Source organism: Streptomyces sp. NPDC003691 (genome assembly GCF_053981115.1).
Genome location: NZ_JBSFNQ010000116.1, coordinates 1 through 18,971, shown reverse-complemented (window position 1 = coordinate 18,971; position 18,971 = coordinate 1). Strand labels below are relative to the sequence as shown.

The window sequence follows — 18,971 nt, the reverse complement described above, 5'->3', positions numbered from 1 at the left end:
GCCCGCCCGCGATTCCGGTGCCGGACTGGGCCGCACCGTACGACGCCGAGACGGCCCGGCTGGACCACCGCCCAGGGGGCGGCGGAGCCCGGAGAGGCCGCCCGCACGGCACCCGGCACCCCGCCCGCTGCCACCCGCCGGCGGGGAGGGGCCGCCCGCGTGGGGGAGCGGCACCCGGCCCGCTGCCACCCCCTGGCGGGCAGAGGCCACCCGCGCGGGCAGCGGCCCCCGGTACGGCCCCGGCGCCGCCGGTCAGCCGCCCTGCGCGGTCTCCTGCCGCAGCCGCTCGGCCACCTGCTGCGGCATCGGCTCGTGGCGGGCGTACTCCCGGCTGAACCGGCCGGTGCCGTGGGAGATGGACCGCAGGTCGACCGCGTACCGCCCGATCTCGATCTCGGGCACCTCGGCCCGGACCAGGGTCCGCGCCCCGGCGGACTGCTCGGTGCCCACGACCCGGCCCCGCCGCCCCGACAGATCGCTCATCACGGGGCCGACGTATTCGTCCGAAACCAGTACCCGGATCTCGGCCACCGGCTCCAGCAGATGGACGGCGGTCGCCCCGGCGGCCTCCCGCAGCGCGAGCGCGCCCGCCGTCTGGAAGGCCGCGTCCGAGGAGTCCACCGAGTGCGCCTTGCCGTCCCGCAGGGTGACCCGGATGTCGACCAGCGGATAGCCCGCGGTCACCCCGCGCGCGGCCTGCGCCCGTACCCCCTTCTCGACCGACGGGATGAACTGGCGCGGCACCGCCCCGCCCACCACCTTGTCGACGAACTCGATTCCGGAGCCCGCGGGCAGCGGCTCCACGTCGATCTCGCAGATCGCGTACTGGCCGTGGCCGCCGGACTGCTTCACATGACGCCCCCGGCCCGAGGCGGGACCGCCGAAGGTCTCCCGCAGCGCCACCCGGTGCGCGATCACGTCCACCTCGACGCCGTACCGGGTGCGCAGCCGTTCCAGCGCCACATCCGCGTGGGCCTCGCCCAGACACCACAGCACCACCTGGCGGGTGTCCGGGTTCTGTTCGAGACGCATCGCCGGATCCTCTGCGACCAGCCGGTTCAGTCCGTGGGAGAGCTTGTCCTCATCGGCCTTGCCATGGGCCCGCACCGCCAGCGGAAGCAGCGGATCCGGCATCTGCCACGGCTCCATCAGCAGCGGATCGTCCTTGGCGGAGAGCGTGTCGCCGGTTCCGGCGCGGCCGAGCTTGGCGACACAGGCGAGATCACCGGCGATCACATGGGGGAGCGGCCGCTGCTGTTTGCCGAAGGGCAGGGAGAGCGCGCCGACCCGCTCGTCGGCCTCGTGCAGTTCGGCGGGTTCATGGCCGCGTTCGGCCGGTCCGTGGCCCGACACATGGACCGTCTCGTCGGGGCGCAGCGTGCCGGAGAACACCCGGACCAGGGAGATCCGCCCCACATAGGGATCCGATGTCGTCTTCACGACCTCGGCGACCAGCGGGCCGTCCGGATCGCACGCCGGACGGGGCCGGGCCGCGCCCTGCGGGGACGTCACGGCCGGACACTCGGCCTCCAGCGGCGTCGGGAAGCCCCGGGTGATCAGCTCCAGCAGTTCGACCGTACCGATGCCCTGCCGGGCCCCGGCGGCGGCGGGCGCGGCGGCCAGCACCGGGTGGAAGGTGCCGCGGGCGACCGCCTTCTCCAGATCGTCGACGAGCGTCTTGACGTCGATGTCCTCCCCGCCGAGATAGCGGTCCATCAGGCCCTCGTCCTCGCTCTCGGCGATGATCCCCTCGATCAGCCGGTTGCGGGCCTCCTCGATCAGCGGCTCCTGCGCCGGACCGGGCGGCACCTCCACGCGTTCGCCGCCGGAGTAGTCGTAGATCTTCCGGGTCAGCAGGCCCACCAGGCCGGTGGTGGGGGCGTGTCCGTCGGGGCCCGGCTCCCCGTACTGCGGCAGATAGAGCGGGAGTACGGCGTCGGGGTCGTCGCCGCCGAAGAGTCCCGCGAGGACCCGGGTCAGCTCCTCGTACCCCGCCCGGGCGGTCTCCAGATGGGTGACGACGATCGCCCGCGGCATGCCGACCGCCGCGCATTCGTCCCATACGGCCCGGGTGGCCCCGCCGATGGCGTCCGGTTCCTGGGCGGCCGAGACGACGAACAGCGCCGCGTCGGCCGCCCGCAGCCCGGCCCGCAGCTCGCCGACGAAATCGGCGTACCCGGGGGTGTCCAGCAGGTTGATCTTGTACCCGTCCCAGTCGAGCGGGACGAGGGAGAGCTGTACGGAGCGCTGCTGGCGGTGTTCGATCTCGTCGTAGTCGGAGATCGTGCCGCCGTCCTCGACCCGGCCCGCCCGGTTCACCGCGCCCGCGGTCAGGGCCAGGGCCTCCACGAGGGTGGTCTTTCCGGAGCCGCTGTGGCCGACCAGCACCACATTCCGTACGGATGCGGGCCGGTCGGCCGCTGTAGCCCTGCCGGCGGCTCCGGGGTGTGCGTTCGCCTTGTCGCCCATGATTCCTGCCTCCCGGTCGATTCGGATCGATGCGCCGGGGCCGTTCGCGATCCGGCCGGCGCGCGGGGAAGAGTGGAGGTGCCGGGCCGCGGGCGTGGCGGGTAACGGGGGCCGGAGGGGGCGAGGGGGGTCGGGGCCGCTCCGTCGGTGCCCGCAGTCGTCCTTCGAGCTTTCCACCGACGCCATGAGGCGTCCATACGTCGCGCACGCCCGGAGCCGTACGGCGGCCTTCGGCGGGGTGTCCGCACCGACCCGGGGCGCCCCGGCGGGGTGTCCGGGCCGCCCGGGGCGCGCGGGCCGGAGCCGTACGCCCCCCGCGCACCCGGTGTCCGGGGAGCCGCGGACGGACCGCGCGGGTCCCGGAACGGCCCCCGGCCGGGTGCCCGGCCGGTGCCGGGCGCCGGTCGTGGCTACGATGGGCCAGCCGGTGGCCGTCGGGGCCGCGCGGCGGAACCGAACCTCGGGAAGGCCATGCTGAACAAGTACGCGCGTGCATTCTTCACGCGTGTCCTCACACCGTTCGCCGCGTTTCTCCTCCGCCGGGGGGTGAGCCCCGACGCGGTCACCCTCATCGGCACGGCCGGAGTCGTCGCGGGTGCGCTGGTCTTCTTCCCGCGCGGGGAGTTCTTCTGGGGCACGATCGTCATCACCCTCTTCGTCTTCTCCGACCTGGTCGACGGCAATATGGCCCGCCAGGCGGGGATCTCCAGCCGCTGGGGCGCCTTCCTCGACTCCACGCTGGACCGGGTCGCCGACAGCGCGATCTTCGGCGGACTGGCGCTCTGGTACGCGGGCAAGGGCGACGACAACATCCTCTGCGCGGTGGCGATCTTCTGCCTCGCCAGCGGACAGGTCGTCTCGTACACCAAGGCCCGCGGCGAGGCCATCGGGCTGCCGGTCGCCGTGAACGGCCTGGTCGAGCGGGCCGAGCGGCTGGTGATCTCCCTGGTGGCCGCCGGTCTCTCCGGGCTCGCCGCCTTCGGGGTGCCCGGAGTGGAGATCCTGCTGCCGATCGCGCTGTGGATCGTCGCCGCGGGCAGCGCCGTCACCCTCGGACAGCGGGTCGTGACCGTCCGCCGGGAGTCCGCCGAGGCGGACGCGGCGGCCTCCGGCGACCGGCACAGCGGAGCCGAGGCGACGTGACCGGGAGTACGCCGGTGACCGCCCGCGAGCGGCTCGTCGACGGCATGTACGGCCTGGGCTGGACGGCGGTGCGCAAGCTTCCGCGCCCGGCGGCCGCCCGGCTGGGCCGTACCGTCGCGGACACCGCCTGGCGGCGGCGCGGCGCGGGGGTCCTGCGGCTGGAGTCCAATCTGGCCCGGGTGGTGCCCGGCGCCGGGCCCGAGCGGCTCGCCGAACTGTCGAAGGCCGGGATGCGCTCGTACATGCGCTACTGGATGGAGTCCTTCCAGCTGCCGGAGTGGAGCACCCGCCGGGTCCGCGACAGCGTCGTCATCCACGACGTCGACCGGCTGACCGACGGCATCGCCTCCGACCGCGGCGTGATCCTCGCCCTGCCGCACCTGGCCAACTGGGATCTGGCGGGCGTCTGGGTGACCCGGGTCCTGGAGACCCCCTTCACCACCGTCGCCGAACGGCTCAAGCCCGAATCGCTGTACGACCGCTTCGTGGCCTACCGCGAGAGCCTGGGCATGGAGGTCCTCCCGCACGCGGGCGGCTCCGCCTTCGGCACCCTCGCGCGGCGGCTGCGGGACGGCGGTCTGGTCGCCCTCGTCGCGGACCGCGACCTCTCCTCGTCCGGCGTCGACGTCCGGTACTTCGGCGAGACCGCCCGGATGCCCGCGGGCCCGGCGCTGCTCGCCCAGCACACCGGGGCGCTGCTGCTGCCGGTGACCCTCTGGTACGAGGGCGACACCATGGCGGGCCGGGTCCATCCCCCGGTCGAGGTCCCGGCCTCCGGCACCCGGGCGGAGAAGACGGCCGCCATGACGCAGGCGCTGGCCGACGTGTACGCGGCGGGGATCGCCGAACACCCGGAGGACTGGCACATGCTCCAGAAGCTGTGGGTCTCGGACCTGGAACCGCGGGAGCCGCGCGAGCGGCCCGCCGGCGAACCCGCCGGCCCCCGCGGAGCGGACGGCTCCGGTACGGCCGGGGGACCCCCGGCGCCCGGTTCCGCCGCGGTACCCCCGGCGTCCGCCGGCACCGGCGGCTCGGGTACGGCCCCGGCGGAGCGGGAGCCCGGTGAGGCCGGGCAGCCCGGCTCCCCCGGGAGCGCCCCCGGCCCGGACCCGGAGCCCGGAGCCGGTGCGCGCCGGGCGCGCACGCCGCAGGCGCCCGGCGCGCAGGACGGGGGTGCCGGATGAGGATCGGCATCGTCTGCCCGTACTCCTGGGACGTCCCCGGCGGGGTCCAGTTCCATATCCGCGACCTGGCCGAGCATCTGATCCGGCTCGGCCACGAGGTCTCCGTCCTCGCCCCCGCCGACGACGACACCCCGCTGCCGCCGTACGTCGTCTCCGCCGGGCGCGCCGTACCGGTCCCGTACAACGGCTCCGTGGCCCGGCTGAACTTCGGTTTCCTGTCCGCCGCCCGGGTCCGGCGCTGGCTCCACGACGGCACCTTCGACGTGATCCACATCCATGAGCCGACCTCGCCCTCGCTCGGCCTGCTGGCCTGCTGGGCCGCGCAGGGCCCGATCGTGGCGACCTTCCACACCTCGAACCCGCGCTCCCGCGCGATGATCGCCGCCTATCCGATCCTCCAGCCCGCGCTGGAGAAGATCAGCGCACGGATCGCGGTCAGCGAGTACGCCCGGCGCACCCTCGTCGAACACCTCGGCGGCGACGCCGTCACCATCCCGAACGGCGTCGACGTCTCCTTCTTCGAGCGGGCCGAGCCCCGCAAGGAGTGGCAGGGGGAGCCGGATGCCGGAGTCCTCGGTTTCATCGGCCGGATCGACGAGCCGCGCAAGGGCCTGCCGGTCCTCATGAAGGCCCTCCCCAGGATCCTGGAGGCCCGCCCCGGCACCCGGCTGCTGGTCGCCGGACGCGGCGACGAGGAGGAGGCGGTGTCGTCCCTGCCGCACGAGATGCGGTCCAGGGTCGAGTTCCTCGGCATGGTCAGCGACGAGGACAAGGCGAAGCTGCTGCGCAGCGTCGATGTGTATGTGGCGCCCAACACCGGCGGCGAGAGCTTCGGCATCATCCTGGTCGAGGCGATGTCGGCGGGCGCCCCGGTGCTCGCCAGCGATATCGATGCCTTCGCGCAGGTCCTCGACCAGGGTGCGGCGGGCGAACTGTTCGCCAACGAGGACCCCGACTCCCTCGCCGAGGCCGCGATCCGGCTGCTCGGCGACCCGGAGCGGCGGGCCGGCCTGCGGGAGCGGGGCCTGGCCCATGTACGGCGCTTCGACTGGTCCACGGTCGGCGCCGACATCCTCGCGGTCTACGAGACGGTGACCGCGGGCGCGGCCTCCGTCGCCACCGACGACCGCCCCGGCCTCCGCACCCGCCTCGGCCTCGCCCGCGGGAACACCTCCCGCTGACGGCCCGGGCCCGGCGCCCGGGGGCCGACCAGCGTCCCGAGAGCGGCCGCCGGACCGGCCGCGCCGCGCGGGCGGGCCGGAGGCCCTTGCGGGGCGGCCCCCGGCGGGGGCCGGCCGGCCCGCTACGCTAGCGCAGCGTGACCGCAACACTCATCTGGATCCTTGTCGCGCTCGTCCTCGTCGGGCTCTATCTGAGCTGGACCGCGGGCCGTCTCGACCGGCTGCACACCCGGATCGACGCCGCCCGGGCCGCGCTCGACGCGCAGTTGCTGCGCCGGGCCTCCGTCACCCAGGAGCTGGCGACGTCCGGAGTGCTGGACCCCGCCGCGTCGATCGTGCTGTACGAGGCCGCGCACGCCGCCCGGCAGGCGGAGGAGGACCACCGGGAGGTCGCCGAGAGCGAACTGAGCGCCGCGCTGCGGGCGGTGTTCGAGGAGCCCGCGCAGGTGGAGGCGGTCCGCGAGGTCCCCGGCGGGGAGGAGGCCGCCGACGAACTGGCGCACGCGGTACGCCGGGTCCCCATGGCGCGGCGGTTCCACAACGACGCCGTACGCGCCGCCCGCGCCCTGCGCCGCCACCGCAAGGTGCGCTGGTTCCGGCTGGCGGGACACGCCCCCTTCCCGCTCGCCTTCGAGATGGACGACGCCCCGCCGACCGCGCTCGCCGACCGCCCCGGCACCTGACCGGCCCCGCCCCGGCCCCGCCCGGCACCTCACCGGCGCCCGACCGGCCCGGCCCGGCCGTCCGGCCCCTCGGCTGACCAGCGAAAACGATCCACCGGCTGTTCATTGGCCCTTGTCGTGGCCCGATCCGGGGCGGTTCCATCGATTCCGCGACCGTCCCGGTCCGCGCCCTTTCGCAGCAATCCGTCACCGAGTGAGGTCCCCGTGTCCAGCACGCTCTCCAGCACCCCGCAGTCCGACGCCCCCGCGACCGGTACCGCCCGCGTGAAGCGCGGCATGGCCGAGCAGCTCAAGGGCGGCGTCATCATGGACGTGGTCAACGCCGAGCAGGCGAAGATCGCCGAGGACGCGGGCGCGGTCGCCGTCATGGCCCTGGAGCGGGTTCCCGCCGATATCCGCAAGGACGGCGGAGTGGCCCGGATGTCCGACCCCAACATGATCGAAGAGATCATCGAGGCGGTCTCCATCCCGGTGATGGCCAAGTCCCGGATCGGCCACTTCGTCGAGGCGCAGGTCCTCCAGTCCCTCGGCGTCGACTACATCGACGAGTCCGAGGTGCTGACCCCCGCCGACGAGGTCAACCACTCCGACAAGTGGGCCTTCACCACGCCGTTCGTCTGTGGTGCCACCAACCTGGGCGAGGCCCTGCGCCGGATCGCCGAGGGCGCCGCGATGATCCGCTCCAAGGGCGAGGCCGGCACCGGAAATGTCGTCGAGGCCGTCCGCCACCTGCGTCAGATCAAGAACGAGATCGCCCGGCTGCGCGGCTACGACAACAACGAGCTGTTCGCCGCGGCCAAGGAGCTGCGGGCCCCGTACGAGCTGGTCAAGGAGGTCGCCGAGCTGGGCAAGCTGCCCGTCGTCCTCTTCTCCGCCGGTGGTGTCGCCACCCCCGCCGACGCCGCGCTGATGCGCCAGCTGGGCGCCGAGGGCGTCTTCGTGGGCTCCGGCATCTTCAAGTCGGGCGACCCGGCCAAGCGCGCCGCCGCCATCGTGAAGGCCACCACCTTCTACGACGACCCGAAGATCATCGCGGACGCCTCCCGCAACCTGGGCGAGGCCATGGTCGGCATCAACTGCGACACCCTGCCCGAGGCCGAGCGCTACGCGAACCGGGGCTGGTAGTGACCACTCCGCTGATCGGTGTCCTCGCCCTCCAGGGCGACGTACGGGAGCATCTGATCGCCCTGGCCGCGGCGGACGCCGTGGCCAGGCCCGTACGGCGGCCCGAGGAACTGGCCGAGGTCGACGCCCTGGTCATCCCCGGCGGCGAGTCCACCACCATGTCCAAGCTGGCCACGGTCTTCGGTGTGATGGAGCCCCTGCGCGAGCGGGTCCGCTCCGGAATGCCGGTCTACGGCACCTGCGCCGGGCTGATCATGCTCGCCGACAAGATCCTCGACCCCCGTTCGGGCCAGGAGACCGTCGGCGGTATCGACATGATCGTCCGCCGGAACGCCTTCGGCCGCCAGAACGAATCCTTCGAGGCGTCGGTCGGCGTCGCCGGGATCGACGGCCCGGTGGAGGGCGTCTTCATCCGGGCCCCCTGGGTGGAATCGGTGGGCGCGGCCGTCGAGGTCCTCGCCGAGCACGACGGCCATATCGTCGCCGTACGCCAGGGCAACGCCCTCGCGACCTCGTTCCACCCCGAGCTGACCGGCGATCACCGGGTGCACGCACTGTTCACGGACATGGTGCGCGCGGCCGGGTGAGGGGATCCCGGTAGGATCGCAGCCTGCGCACAGCAGCACAGCAGCAGCAATGGGTTACGCGAAGGAGACAGGCAGATGTCCGGCCACTCTAAATGGGCTACGACGAAGCACAAGAAGGCCGTGATCGACGCCAAGCGCGGCAAACTCTTCGCGAAGCTCATCAAGAACGTCGAGGTCGCGGCCCGGATGGGCGGCGCCGACATCGAGGGCAACCCGACCCTCTTCGACGCCATCCAGAAGGCGAAGAAGCAGTCGGTGCCCAACAAGAACATCGACTCCGCGGTCAAGCGCGGCGCGGGCCTGGAGGCCGGCGGCGCCGACTACGAGACGATCATGTACGAGGGCTACGGCCCCAACGGTGTCGCGGTCCTCATCGAGTGCCTCACCGACAACCGCAACCGCGCCGCCTCCGACGTCCGGGTCGCCATGACCCGCAACGGCGGTTCCATGGCCGACCCGGGCTCCGTCTCGTACCTCTTCAACCGCAAGGGCGTCGTGATCGTCCCCAAGGGCGAGCTGACCGAGGACGACGTGCTCGGCGCGGTGCTGGACGCGGGCGCCGAGGAGGTCAACGACCTCGGTGAGTCCTTCGAGGTGCTCAGCGAGGCCACCGACCTGGTCGCGGTCCGCACCGCGCTCCAGGAGCAGGGCATCGACTACGACTCCGCCGAGGCGAACTTCGTCCCGACCATGCAGGTCGAGCTGGACGAGGAGGGCGCGCGGAAGATCTTCAAGCTGATCGACGCGCTGGAGGACAGCGACGACGTCCAGAACGTCTTCGCCAACTTCGACGTCTCCGACGAGGTCATGGCCAAGGTCGACGCCTGATCCGTACCGGGCGTCCGGCACGGGTCCGGCAGGGCGGGCCGGAGGGAGAAACACCCTCCGGCCCGCCCTTCTTCGTGCCCGTTGTCGGTACCGCCCGATAGCCTGCACAAACAGATGACCGAAGGAGGGGCGGCGTGCGCGTGCTGGGGGTCGACCCGGGGCTGACCCGGTGCGGTGTGGGCGTGGTCGACGGGGTCGCGGGCCGCCCGCTGACCATGATCGGTGTCGGTGTCGTCCGGACCCCGCCCGACGCCGACCTCGGGCAGCGGCTGGTCGTCATCGAGGAGGGCATCGAGAGCTGGCTCGACGAACACCGCCCCGAGCGGGTCGCCGTCGAGCGGGTTTTCAGCCAGCACAACGTGCGTACGGTGATGGGCACCGCCCAGGCCAGCGCCGTCGCCATGCTCTGCGCCTCCCGCCGCGGCATCCCCGTCGTCCTGCACACCCCCAGCGAGGTCAAGGCCGCCGTCACCGGTTCCGGCCGGGCCGACAAGGACCAGGTCGGCGCCATGGTCACCCGGCTGCTGCGGCTCGCCGCCCCGCCCCGGCCGGCCGACGCGGCGGACGCCCTGGCGCTCGCCATCTGCCATATCTGGCGCAGCCCCGCCCAGAACCGCCTCCAGGAGGCCGTCGCCCGGCACCGCGCCGCCCCCTCCGCCCAGCCCCCGAAAGGCCGTACCGCATGATCGCCTCCGTCCGTGGCCAGGTCGCCGCGCTCGCCCCCACGACCGCGGTGATCGAAGTCGGCGGTGTCGGGATGGCCGTGCAGTGCACGCCCGACACCCTCTCCCGCCTCCGGACCGGCGAGGAGGCCTTTCTCGCCACCTCCCTGGTCGTCCGGGAGGACTCCCTCACCCTCTACGGCTTCGCGGACGAGGACGAACGGCAGGTGTTCGAGCTGCTCCAGACCGCGAGCGGGGTCGGCCCCCGCCTCGCCCAGGCGATGCTCGCCGTCCATGCCCCCGACGCCCTGCGCGCCGCCGTCGCCACCGGTGACGAGAAGGCGCTGACCGCCGTCCCCGGCATCGGGAAGAAGGGCGCCCAGAAGCTGCTGCTGGAGCTGAAGGACCGCCTCGGCGCGCCGGTCGGCGGAGTGCCCGCCGGCCGTACCGGCGGCGCCGCGGTGCCGCCGTCCTGGCGCGATCAGCTCCAGACCGCCCTGATCGGCCTGGGGTACTCCGCCCGGGAGGCCGACGACGCCGTTGCCGCCGTCGCCCCGCAGGCCGGGTCCGCGGGCGGCGCGCCCGCGGTCGGCCCGCTGCTGAAGGCCGCCCTGCAGACGCTCAACCGGACCCGATGACCCCCGCCCGGCGGCCCGCGGCCCGCCCGGGCCCCGTCCGACCCACCGCGGCCCCGGCCGCCCGACGACACGAGGAACCCGCGCAGTGAACCGGTACGACACCACCTCCGACGGCGACGGCCGGGCGCCCGGGGAGCACCAGGACCGGGCGTACGGAGAGCACGCGCGGTACGGAGCCGGGGGGCAGGACCCGGCGGACGGCGAACGGCTGGTCGGCCCGGCCGCCGACGGCGAGGACCAGGCCGTCGAGGCGGCGCTGCGGCCGAAATCGCTCGCCGAGTTCGTCGGCCAGGAGCGGGTCAGGGAGCAGCTCGACCTGGTGCTGAAGGCCGCCCGGGCCCGGGGCGCCACTGCCGACCACGTCCTGCTGTCCGGCGCCCCCGGCCTCGGCAAGACCACCCTCTCCATGATCATCGCCACCGAGATGCAGGCCCCGATCCGGATCACCTCCGGCCCCGCCATCCAGCACGCGGGCGATCTCGCGGCGATACTGTCCTCTCTCCAGGAGGGCGAGGTCCTCTTCCTCGACGAGATCCACCGGATGTCCCGCCCCGCCGAGGAGATGCTCTATATGGCGATGGAGGACTTCCGGGTCGACGTGATCGTCGGCAAGGGGCCGGGCGCCACCGCCATCCCGCTGGACCTGCCGCCGTTCACCCTGGTCGGCGCCACCACCCGGGCCGGACTGCTGCCGCCACCGCTCCGCGACCGCTTCGGCTTCACCGCCCATATGGAGTTCTACGAGCCCGCCGAGCTGGAGCGGGTCGTCCACCGTTCGGCCCAACTGCTCGATGTGGAGATCGACGCCGACGGCGCCGCCGAGATCGCCGGCCGCTCCCGCGGCACGCCCCGGATCGCCAACCGGCTGCTGCGTCGGGTCCGCGACTACGCCCAGGTCAAGGCCGACGGGGTGATCAACCGCGAGGTGGCGGCCGTCGCCCTCGGGGTGTACGAGGTCGACAGCCGCGGCCTGGACCGGCTGGACCGGGCCGTTCTCAAGGCGCTGCTGAAGCTCTTCGGCGGCGGACCGGTGGGTCTGTCGACGCTGGCCGTGGCGGTGGGGGAGGAGCGGGAGACGGTCGAGGAGGTCGCCGAGCCCTTCCTGGTCCGGGAGGGTCTGCTGGCCCGTACCCCCCGGGGCCGGATCGCCACTCCCGCGGCCTGGGCGCATCTCGGCCTCGTGCCCCCCGCCCAGGCTCCGGGCACAAGCGGACAACAGGGCCTGTTCGGGGCGTGACGGCGCGGATACTGCCGCTGCCAGGAACTACGGTGGGATGCTGGGCGTTGTTCCATCGATGCGGACTCGCCTAGACTCCGCCGATGCCGCCCTTCTCAGGTCGGCGCGCCCACCCCCGTAGATAGGCCGCCTCAATCCACGCGGTCGTGTGAAGGAAGTTTCTTCCCGTGAGTCTCCTGACTTTTCTCCCCTTCGTCGTGCTCATCGGGGCCATGTTCCTGATGACCCGCTCCGCCAAGAAGAAGCAGCAGCAGGCGGCGGAGATGCGCGACTCCATGCAGCCCGGCACCGGGGTCCGCACGATCGGCGGCATGTACGCCACCGTCAAGGAGATCCACGACGAGACCGTGCTTCTCGAGGTCGCCCCCGGTGTCTACGCGGTCTACGCGAAGAACGCCATCGGCGCCGTCCTCTCGGACGACGACTACAACCAGATCGTCCACGGTGACGAGCCCGAGTCCGACGAGGCCGGCGAGGAGCTGCCGGCCGTGCCGGACGACGCCTCCTCGCTGACCGAGCCCGCCGGCGACGCCAAGATCGACCTGGGCAAGAAGCCGGAGACCGTCAAGGACGCCGAGGAGACCGCTGCCAAGGACTCCGAGGGAGACACCGCCGCCGAGGCCGCCGACGCCGCCGGCCAGGAGGAGGCCGCGTCGTCCAAGGACGGCAAGGCCGACGGCGAGAAGTAGCCATCACCGGGACCGCCGGGCACAAGGGGTGCCCGGCGGTCCCGTGATCGTGTTGACTTCTGCGGGGGCTGGGCCCCACAACACTTCGTGGCCGTCCCGTCGCACACCCGGCGAGGGGCGGTTGGACAGGGAGAATCGAGAAGGTGGCAGCACCGAAGAGGGGCCGAAGGCCCACGGGGGCTCAGGGGAAGCCAGGACGCACCCTGGCGTTCATCCTGATCGTCATGGCCGCGCTGACCGGCGGCATGTTCTTGTCCGGGGACACCACGCCACGGCTGGGCATCGACCTGGCCGGCGGGACGACGATCACGCTGAAGGCCAAGGCCGAGCCCGGCAAGGAAAGCGCCGTCAACGAGACCAACATGAACACGGCGGTCGGCATCATCGAACGCCGGGTCAACGGTCTCGGTGTCTCCGAGGCCGAGGTCCAGACCCAGGGCTCGTCGAACATCGTGGTCAACATCCCCAAGGGGACCGACTCCGAGACGGCGCGCAAGCAGGTCGGCACGACCGCCCAGCTGTACTTCCGGCCGGTGCTGAACATCGCCGCCGGGGGACCGGTCAAGCAGGAGACCCCGACGCCTTCTCCCAGCGGTTCGGCCTCGGCCGGCGCCGAGGACAAGGGGAAGGGTGACGGCAAGGCGAGCCCGCCGGCCAAGCCCAGCGCCGGCGCCACCGCGCAGGGCCGGGCCGTCACCGAGGGCCTGAAGGCGCCGTCCCCCGGCACCTCCGGCTCCCCGGACGCCTCGGGCAAGCCGGCCGACAAGGCCGCGAAGAAGGACGCCGCGGCCGAGACCCCGGACCCGAACGCCCCCGCCGCCTCCGGCCTGGAGCAGAAGTTCACCGCTCTGAACTGCACCAAGCCCGAGGAGCGCAGCGCGCTCAACGAGAACGTCAAGCCCGAAGACACCATCGTGGCCTGCGGCAAGAACAGCGCGGACCAGTGGGAGAAGTACATCCTCGGCCCGGCCGAGGTGGACGGCAAGGACGTCGACGAGGCCAAGGGCCAGCTGGACCAGCAGCGCGGCATGTGGATCGTCACCATGGACTTCACGAAGTCCGGCTCGAAGAAGTTCGAGAAGATCACCGGCAAGCTGTCCCAGCAGCAGGCTCCGCTGAACCAGTTCGCCATCGTCCTCGACGGCGAAGTGATGTCGGCCCCGAGCGTGCAGCAGACCCTCAGCGCCAACGCCGAGATCTCCGGCAGCTTCAACCGGGAGTCCGCCCAGAACCTGGGCAACATCCTCTCCTACGGCGCCCTGCCGCTCAGCTTCGAGGAGCAGAGCGTCGACACCGTCAGCGCCGCCCTCGGCGGCGAGCAGCTGCGGGCCGGTCTGATCGCGGGCGCCATCGGCCTCGCGCTCGTCATCATCTACCTGGTGGTCTACTACCGGGGCCTGGCGCTCGTCGCGATCCTCAGCCTGGTCGCCTCCGCCATCCTCACCTACACCCTGATGTCGCTGCTCGGCCCGGGTATCGGCTTCGCGCTCAACCTGCCGGCCGTCTGCGGTGCCATTGTCGCCATCGGAATCACAGCCGACTCGTTCATCGTCTACTTCGAACGGATAAGGGACGAGATCCGCGAGGGCCGCACCCTGCGCCCCGCGGTCGAGCGGGCCTGGCCGCGGGCCCGGCGCACCATCCTGGTCTCGGACTTCGTGTCCTTCCTCGCCGCCGCGGTGCTCTTCTTCGTCACCGTCGGCAAGGTCCAGGGCTTCGCCTTCACCCTCGGTCTGACCACCCTGCTCGACGTCGTCGTGGTGTTCTTCTTCACCAAGCCGCTGATGACGATCCTGGCGCGGACGAAGTTCTTCAGCAGCGGCCACCCGTGGTCCGGTCTCGACCCGGTCCGCCTCGGCGCCCAGCCGCCGCTGCGCCGCTCCCGCCGCACCACCGCCCTCACCGACCCGAAGGAGGCGTGAGCATGTCGCGTCTCGGCACCATCGGCGCCAAGCTCTACCGCGGCGAGATCGGCTATGACTTCGTCCGCCACCGCAAGTTCTGGTACGCCGTCTCGATCCTGATCACCATCGCGGCCATCGCCGGTCTGGCGATCCGCGGCCTGAACATGGGCATCGAGTTCAAGGGCGGCGCGGTCTTCACCACCCCCAGCACCAAGGTGTCCGTCACGGACGCCCGGGAGTACGCGGAGGAGGCGTCCGGCCACCCCGCCATCGTCCAGAAGCTGGGCAACGACACCCTGCGCATCCAGGTCGCCCAGCTGAACACCGACCAGGCCGCCCAGGTCAAGAGCGACCTGGCCCGCGACCTGAAGGTGGACGCCGACAAGATCGGCGCCGAGCTGGTCGGCCCGAGCTGGGGCAAGCAGATCGCCAACAAGGCCTGGACCGGCCTGGCGATCTTCATGGTCCTGGTGGTGATCTATCTGGCCATCGCCTTCGAGTGGAGAATGGCGCTGGCGGCACTGATCGCCCTGATCCACGACCTCACCATCACCGTCGGTGTCTATGCCCTGGTGGGCTTCGAAGTCACCCCCGGTACGGTGATCGGTCTGCTCACCATCCTCGGTTACTCCCTCTACGACACCGTCGTCGTCTTCGACGGTCTCAAGGAGGGTGCGAAGGACATCACCAAGCAGACCCGCTTCACCTACAGCGAGATGGCCAACCGCAGCCTCAACGGCACCCTGGTCCGCTCGATCAACACCACCGTCGTGGCTCTGCTCCCGGTCGCCGGTCTGCTCTTCATCGGCGGCGGCTTCCTCGGCGCGGGCATGCTCAACGACATCTCGCTCTCCCTCTTCGTCGGCCTCGCGGCCGGCGCGTACTCCTCGATCTTCATCGCGACCCCGCTGGTCGCGGACTTCAAGGAGTTCGACCCGCAGATGAAGGCCCTGCGCAAGCGGGTCCTGGCGAAGCGGGCCAAGGGCGAGCAGAGCGCCGCCGAGCAGGACGGGCAGAACGGCCCGGACGACGACCCGCAGGACGTGGTACCGGGCGAGGCGGCGACCGCCGCGGCCGGCCCCGCGGGCGGCGTCGTCGAGCAGCGCGGCCGGGGCCGGGGCCGCTCCTCGGGCAGGCGGCGATGACCGCCGCGCCCGCTGACCTCCGGGACCTGCTGCTCAGCCGGATCCGCGATGTCCCCGACCATCCGCAGCCCGGTGTGGTGTTCAAGGACATCACCCCGCTGCTGGCGGACCCGGCGGCGTTCACCGCGCTCACCGAGGCCCTCAGCGAGCTGTGCGTACGGTACGGGGCGACCAAGGTCGTCGGACTGGAGGCGCGCGGTTTCATCCTGGCCGCGCCCGTCGCGGTCCGGGCCGGTCTGGGCTTCATCCCGGTCCGCAAGGCGGGCAAGCTGCCCGGGGCGACGCTCTCCCAGGCGTACGACCTGGAGTACGGCAGCGCCGAGATCGAGGTGCACGCCGAGGACCTGGAGCCCGGTGACCGGGTCATGGTCATCGACGACGTCCTCGCCACCGGCGGGACCGCGGGCGCCGCGGCGGAGCTGATCCGCCGCGGCGGCGCCGAGGTCGCGGGCGTCGCGGTCCTGATGGAGCTGGGTTTCCTCGGCGGCCGTGACCAGCTGGAACCCGTGCTGCGGGGCGCGCCCCTGGAGGCCCTGCTCGCCCTCTGAGCGGCGTACGACACCTCAGACCCCTGGAACCCGGGAATGCCGGGTTCCAGGGGTCTGTTTTCAGCCTCGGGGGCATCCGCGGGGCCGGGTGGATACGATGGGCTCTCCGGACCTGCCCCGGGGGAACCGGACCGCACGAGGAGCTCTCTTGCCAGACGAGGCCCGTCCCGCCACCGCACAGCCCGGCCAGAAGGCCGAGAGGGCCGCGGCGGCCGCCGCCGCGCCCGAGCCGGCGCCCGATTCCCGCACCGGCCGGTCCACCCCCGCCCGGGCCGCCGGAAATGGCGTGAATCCAGCGCAGGGAGCCGCCGCCGTCCGGCCCGCGGCCCCGCAGTCCGGCCGGCGCGGACCGGCCCCCGCCAACCGCCCGGCGCCCGCCCCCGCCGCCTCGGCGTCCCGCTCCGGCGGCTCCTCCAACCGGGTGCGGGCCCGCCTCGCCCGGCTCGGCGTCCAGCGGTCCTCCCCGTACAACCCCGTCCTGGAACCGCTGCTGCGCATCGTCCGCAGCAACGACCCCAAGATCGAGACGTCGACGCTGCGGCAGATCGAGAAGGCGTACCAGGTCGCCGAGCGCTGGCACCGGGGCCAGAAGCGCAAGAGCGGCGATCCGTACATCACCCATCCACTGGCCGTCACCACCATCCTCGCCGAGCTGGGGATGGACCCGGCGACCCTGATGGCCGGGCTGCTGCACGACACCGTCGAGGACACCGAGTACGGCCTCGACACCCTGCGCCGCGACTTCGGCGACCAGGTCGCCCTCCTCGTCGACGGGGTCACCAAGCTCGACAAGGTGAAGTTCGGCGAGGCGGCCCAGGCGGAGACCGTGCGCAAGATGGTCGTCGCCATGGCCAAGGACCCCCGGGTCCTGGTCATCAAGCTCGCCGACCGGCTGCACAACATGCGCACCATGCGTTATCTCAAGCGGGAGAAGCAGGAGAAGAAGGCCCGCGAGACCCTGGAGATCTACGCCCCGCTGGCCCACCGGCTGGGCATGAACACCATCAAGTGGGAGCTGGAGGACCTCGCCTTCGCGATCCTCTACCCCAAGATGTACGACGAGATCGTCCGGCTGGTCGCCGAACGCGCGCCGAAGCGGGACGAGTACCTCGCCATAGTGACCGACGAGGTGCAGTCCGATCTCCGGGCCGCCCGGATCAAGGCGACCGTCACCGGCCGCCCCAAGCACTACTACAGCGTCTACCAGAAGATGATCGTCCGCGGCCGTGACTTCGCGGAGATCTACGATCTGGTCGGCATCCGTGTCCTCGTCGACACCGTCCGCGACTGCTACGCGGCGCTCGGCACCGTCCACGCGCGGTGGAATCCGGTCCCCGGCCGGTTCAAGGACTACATCGCGATGCCGAAGTTCAACATGTACCAGTCGCTCCATACGACGGTCATCGGCCCCAACGGCAAGCCCGTCGAGCTCCAGATCCGCACCTTCGACATGCACCGGCGGGCCGAGTACGGCATCGCGGCCCACTGGAAGTACAAGCAGGAGGCCGTCGCCGGGGCCTCCAAGGTCCGTACCGACGTGCCGAAGAAGACCGGCAAGGACGACCACCTCAACGACATGGCGTGGCTGCGCCAGCTGCTGGACTGGCAGAAGGAGACCGAGGACCCCTCGGAGTTCCTGGAGTCGCTCCGCTTCGACCTCTCCCGCAACGAGGTCTTCGTCTTCACGCCCAAGGGCGATGTGATAGCGCTGCCCGCCGGGGCCACCCCGGTCGACTTCGCCTACGCCGTCCACACCGAGGTCGGCCACCGCACCATAGGCGCCCGGGTCAACGGGCGGCTGGTGCCGCTGGAGTCCACCCTCGACAACGGCGATCTGGTGGAGGTCTTCACCTCCAAGGCCGAGGGCGCCGGGCCCTCCCGGGACTGGCTGGGCTTCGTCAAGTCGCCCCGGGCCCGTAACAAGATCCGTGCCTGGTTCTCCAAGGAGCGCCGCGACGAGGCCATCGAGCAGGGCAAGGACGCCATCGTCCGGGCCATGCGCAAGCAGAACCTGCCGATCCAGCGCATCCTCACCGGCGACTCCCTGGTCACCCTGGCCCACGAGATGCGCTATCCCGACATCTCCTCGCTGTACGCGGCCATCGGCGAGGGCCATGTCGCCGCCCAGGGCGTCGTCCAGAAGCTGGTCTCGGCGCTCGGCGGCGAGGAGGCGGCCACCGAGGACATCGCCGAGTCCGCCCCGCCGTCCCGTACCAAGCGCGGCAAGCGCCGCTCCAACGCCGACCCCGGAGTGGTGGTCAAGGGCGTCGAGGACGTCTGGGTGAAGCTGGCCCGCTGCTGCACCCCGGTGCCGGGCGACCCGATCATCGGCTTCGTCACCCGCGGCAGCGGGGTCTCCGTCCACCGGGCGGACTGCGTCAACGTCGACTCGCTGTCGCAGCAGCCGGAGCGGATCCTCGACGTCGAATGGGCGCCGACGCAGTCCTCCGTCTTCCTGGTCGCCATACAGGTCGAGGCGCTGGACCGCTCCCGGCTGCTCTCCGATGTCACCCGGGTCCTGTCCGACCAGCACGTCAACATCCTGTCGGCGGCCGTCCAGACCTCCCGCGACCGGGTCGCCACCTCCCGTTTCACCTTCGAGATGGGCGATCCCAAGCATCTGGGCCATGTCCTGAAGGCGGTCCGGGGCGTGGAGGGCGTCTACGACGTCTACCGCGTGACCTCCGCGAGGCGAGGCTAGCGCCTCGCGGGTTCCGGGACGCCCGGTGCCCGTGCTGGAGGCCCTTCCGGGTCCGGGCGCCCTCCGGCCCGCGCTGTAGGGCTTCGTGGGTTGGGGCGTTCACGGGCGGGCGCCGTCAGTCCTCCCGAGTCCCGGGGCCTACGGGTCTCGCCCCTAGGAGTTGTCTTCAAATGTCACGCCCACATCAGGAGCGATGCCAGGGTGAGGGCTGCTTGGTAGGACTCGGCGGTCTTCTCGTAGCGGGTGG

Annotated in this window: 16 protein-coding genes; 15 read left to right on the top strand and 1 reads right to left on the bottom strand. The window is 72.2% G+C overall.

Annotation, left to right across the window (positions count from 1 at the left end; translation table 11 throughout):
• Positions 1-252: 252 nt before the first annotated feature.
• Positions 253-2,469, bottom strand: coding sequence for an elongation factor G-like protein EF-G2 (locus ACWDR0_RS31530; RefSeq protein WP_456355235.1), 2,217 nt, complete (start codon positions 2,467-2,469; stop codon positions 253-255).
• A 471-nt stretch (positions 2,470-2,940) separates the two neighbouring features.
• Between ACWDR0_RS31530 and pgsA the strand changes: the two genes are divergently transcribed.
• From pgsA to ACWDR0_RS31455, 15 genes are all read left to right on the top strand, one after another.
• On the top strand, positions 2,941-3,612 hold the full coding sequence (gene pgsA, locus ACWDR0_RS31525; RefSeq protein ID WP_456355234.1) for a phosphatidylinositol phosphate synthase: 672 nt from the start codon (positions 2,941-2,943) through the stop codon (positions 3,610-3,612).
• A complete protein-coding gene (locus ACWDR0_RS31520) occupies positions 3,609-4,796 on the top strand; it encodes a phosphatidylinositol mannoside acyltransferase (protein WP_456355233.1) in 1,188 nt (395 codons plus the stop codon). Before pgsA ends, ACWDR0_RS31520 begins: the two co-directional genes overlap by 4 nt.
• Positions 4,793-5,977, top strand: a complete 1,185-nt coding sequence (locus ACWDR0_RS31515; RefSeq protein ID WP_456355232.1) for a glycosyltransferase family 4 protein — start codon at positions 4,793-4,795, stop codon at positions 5,975-5,977. The genes ACWDR0_RS31520 and ACWDR0_RS31515 overlap by 4 nt, the downstream gene beginning before the upstream one ends.
• Before the next feature lie 137 nt (positions 5,978-6,114).
• The gene (locus ACWDR0_RS31510) at positions 6,115-6,660 is read left to right on the top strand and encodes a hypothetical protein (protein ID WP_456355231.1); all 546 of its coding nucleotides are present in this window, start codon (positions 6,115-6,117) and stop codon (positions 6,658-6,660) included.
• Between the two features lie 204 nt (positions 6,661-6,864).
• On the top strand, positions 6,865-7,785 hold the full coding sequence (gene pdxS / locus ACWDR0_RS31505; protein WP_456355230.1) for a pyridoxal 5'-phosphate synthase lyase subunit PdxS: 921 nt from the start codon (positions 6,865-6,867) through the stop codon (positions 7,783-7,785).
• On the top strand, positions 7,785-8,372 hold the full coding sequence (gene pdxT, locus ACWDR0_RS31500; RefSeq protein ID WP_456355229.1) for a pyridoxal 5'-phosphate synthase glutaminase subunit PdxT: 588 nt from the start codon (positions 7,785-7,787) through the stop codon (positions 8,370-8,372). Before pdxS ends, pdxT begins: the two co-directional genes overlap by 1 nt.
• A gap of 75 nt (positions 8,373-8,447) precedes the next feature.
• Entirely contained in the window at positions 8,448-9,200 is a 753-nt protein-coding gene (locus ACWDR0_RS31495; protein WP_456355228.1) for a YebC/PmpR family DNA-binding transcriptional regulator, read from the top strand.
• A 134-nt stretch (positions 9,201-9,334) separates the two neighbouring features.
• Positions 9,335-9,886, top strand: coding sequence for a crossover junction endodeoxyribonuclease RuvC (ruvC, locus tag ACWDR0_RS31490; protein WP_456355227.1), 552 nt, complete (start codon positions 9,335-9,337; stop codon positions 9,884-9,886).
• Entirely contained in the window at positions 9,883-10,500 is a 618-nt protein-coding gene (ruvA, locus tag ACWDR0_RS31485) for a Holliday junction branch migration protein RuvA (RefSeq protein ID WP_456355226.1), read from the top strand. The genes ruvC and ruvA overlap by 4 nt, the downstream gene beginning before the upstream one ends.
• Positions 10,501-10,708: 208 nt before the next feature.
• The gene (gene ruvB / locus ACWDR0_RS31480; protein ID WP_456355237.1) at positions 10,709-11,737 is read left to right on the top strand and encodes a Holliday junction branch migration DNA helicase RuvB; all 1,029 of its coding nucleotides are present in this window, start codon (positions 10,709-10,711) and stop codon (positions 11,735-11,737) included.
• Between the two features lie 167 nt (positions 11,738-11,904).
• Entirely contained in the window at positions 11,905-12,426 is a 522-nt protein-coding gene (gene yajC, locus ACWDR0_RS31475) for a preprotein translocase subunit YajC (RefSeq protein ID WP_456355225.1), read from the top strand.
• Between the two features lie 143 nt (positions 12,427-12,569).
• Positions 12,570-14,348 (top strand): protein translocase subunit SecD, encoded by a 1,779-nt coding sequence (gene secD / locus ACWDR0_RS31470; protein ID WP_456355224.1) that lies wholly within the window; start codon positions 12,570-12,572, stop codon positions 14,346-14,348.
• A 2-nt stretch (positions 14,349-14,350) separates the two neighbouring features.
• Positions 14,351-15,475 carry a protein translocase subunit SecF gene (gene secF / locus ACWDR0_RS31465; RefSeq protein WP_456355236.1) on the top strand — a complete coding sequence of 375 codons (1,125 nt, stop codon included), beginning with the start codon at positions 14,351-14,353 and terminating at the stop codon, positions 15,473-15,475.
• A complete protein-coding gene (locus ACWDR0_RS31460; RefSeq protein WP_456355223.1) occupies positions 15,472-16,023 on the top strand; it encodes an adenine phosphoribosyltransferase in 552 nt (183 codons plus the stop codon). Before secF ends, ACWDR0_RS31460 begins: the two co-directional genes overlap by 4 nt.
• Positions 16,024-16,171: 148 nt before the next feature.
• Positions 16,172-18,724 (top strand): RelA/SpoT family protein, encoded by a 2,553-nt coding sequence (locus ACWDR0_RS31455; protein WP_456355222.1) that lies wholly within the window; start codon positions 16,172-16,174, stop codon positions 18,722-18,724.
• Positions 18,725-18,971 lie beyond the last annotated feature (247 nt).

Bases quoted from the DNA above. Each gene is read 5' to 3' on its own strand.
- secF (WP_456355236.1), top strand. From the start codon at position 14,351: ATGTCGCGTCTCGGCACCATCGGCGCCAAGCTCTACCGCGGCGAGATC.
- ACWDR0_RS31460 (WP_456355223.1), top strand. From the start codon at position 15,472: ATGACCGCCGCGCCCGCTGACCTCCGGGACCTGCTGCTCAGCCGGATC.
- pgsA (WP_456355234.1), top strand. From the start codon at position 2,941: ATGCTGAACAAGTACGCGCGTGCATTCTTCACGCGTGTCCTCACACCG.
- ACWDR0_RS31495 (WP_456355228.1), top strand. From the start codon at position 8,448: ATGTCCGGCCACTCTAAATGGGCTACGACGAAGCACAAGAAGGCCGTG.
- ACWDR0_RS31530 (WP_456355235.1), bottom strand. From the start codon at position 2,469: ATGGGCGACAAGGCGAACGCACACCCCGGAGCCGCCGGCAGGGCTACA.
- ruvA (WP_456355226.1), top strand. From the start codon at position 9,883: ATGATCGCCTCCGTCCGTGGCCAGGTCGCCGCGCTCGCCCCCACGACC.
- ACWDR0_RS31515 (WP_456355232.1), top strand. From the start codon at position 4,793: ATGAGGATCGGCATCGTCTGCCCGTACTCCTGGGACGTCCCCGGCGGG.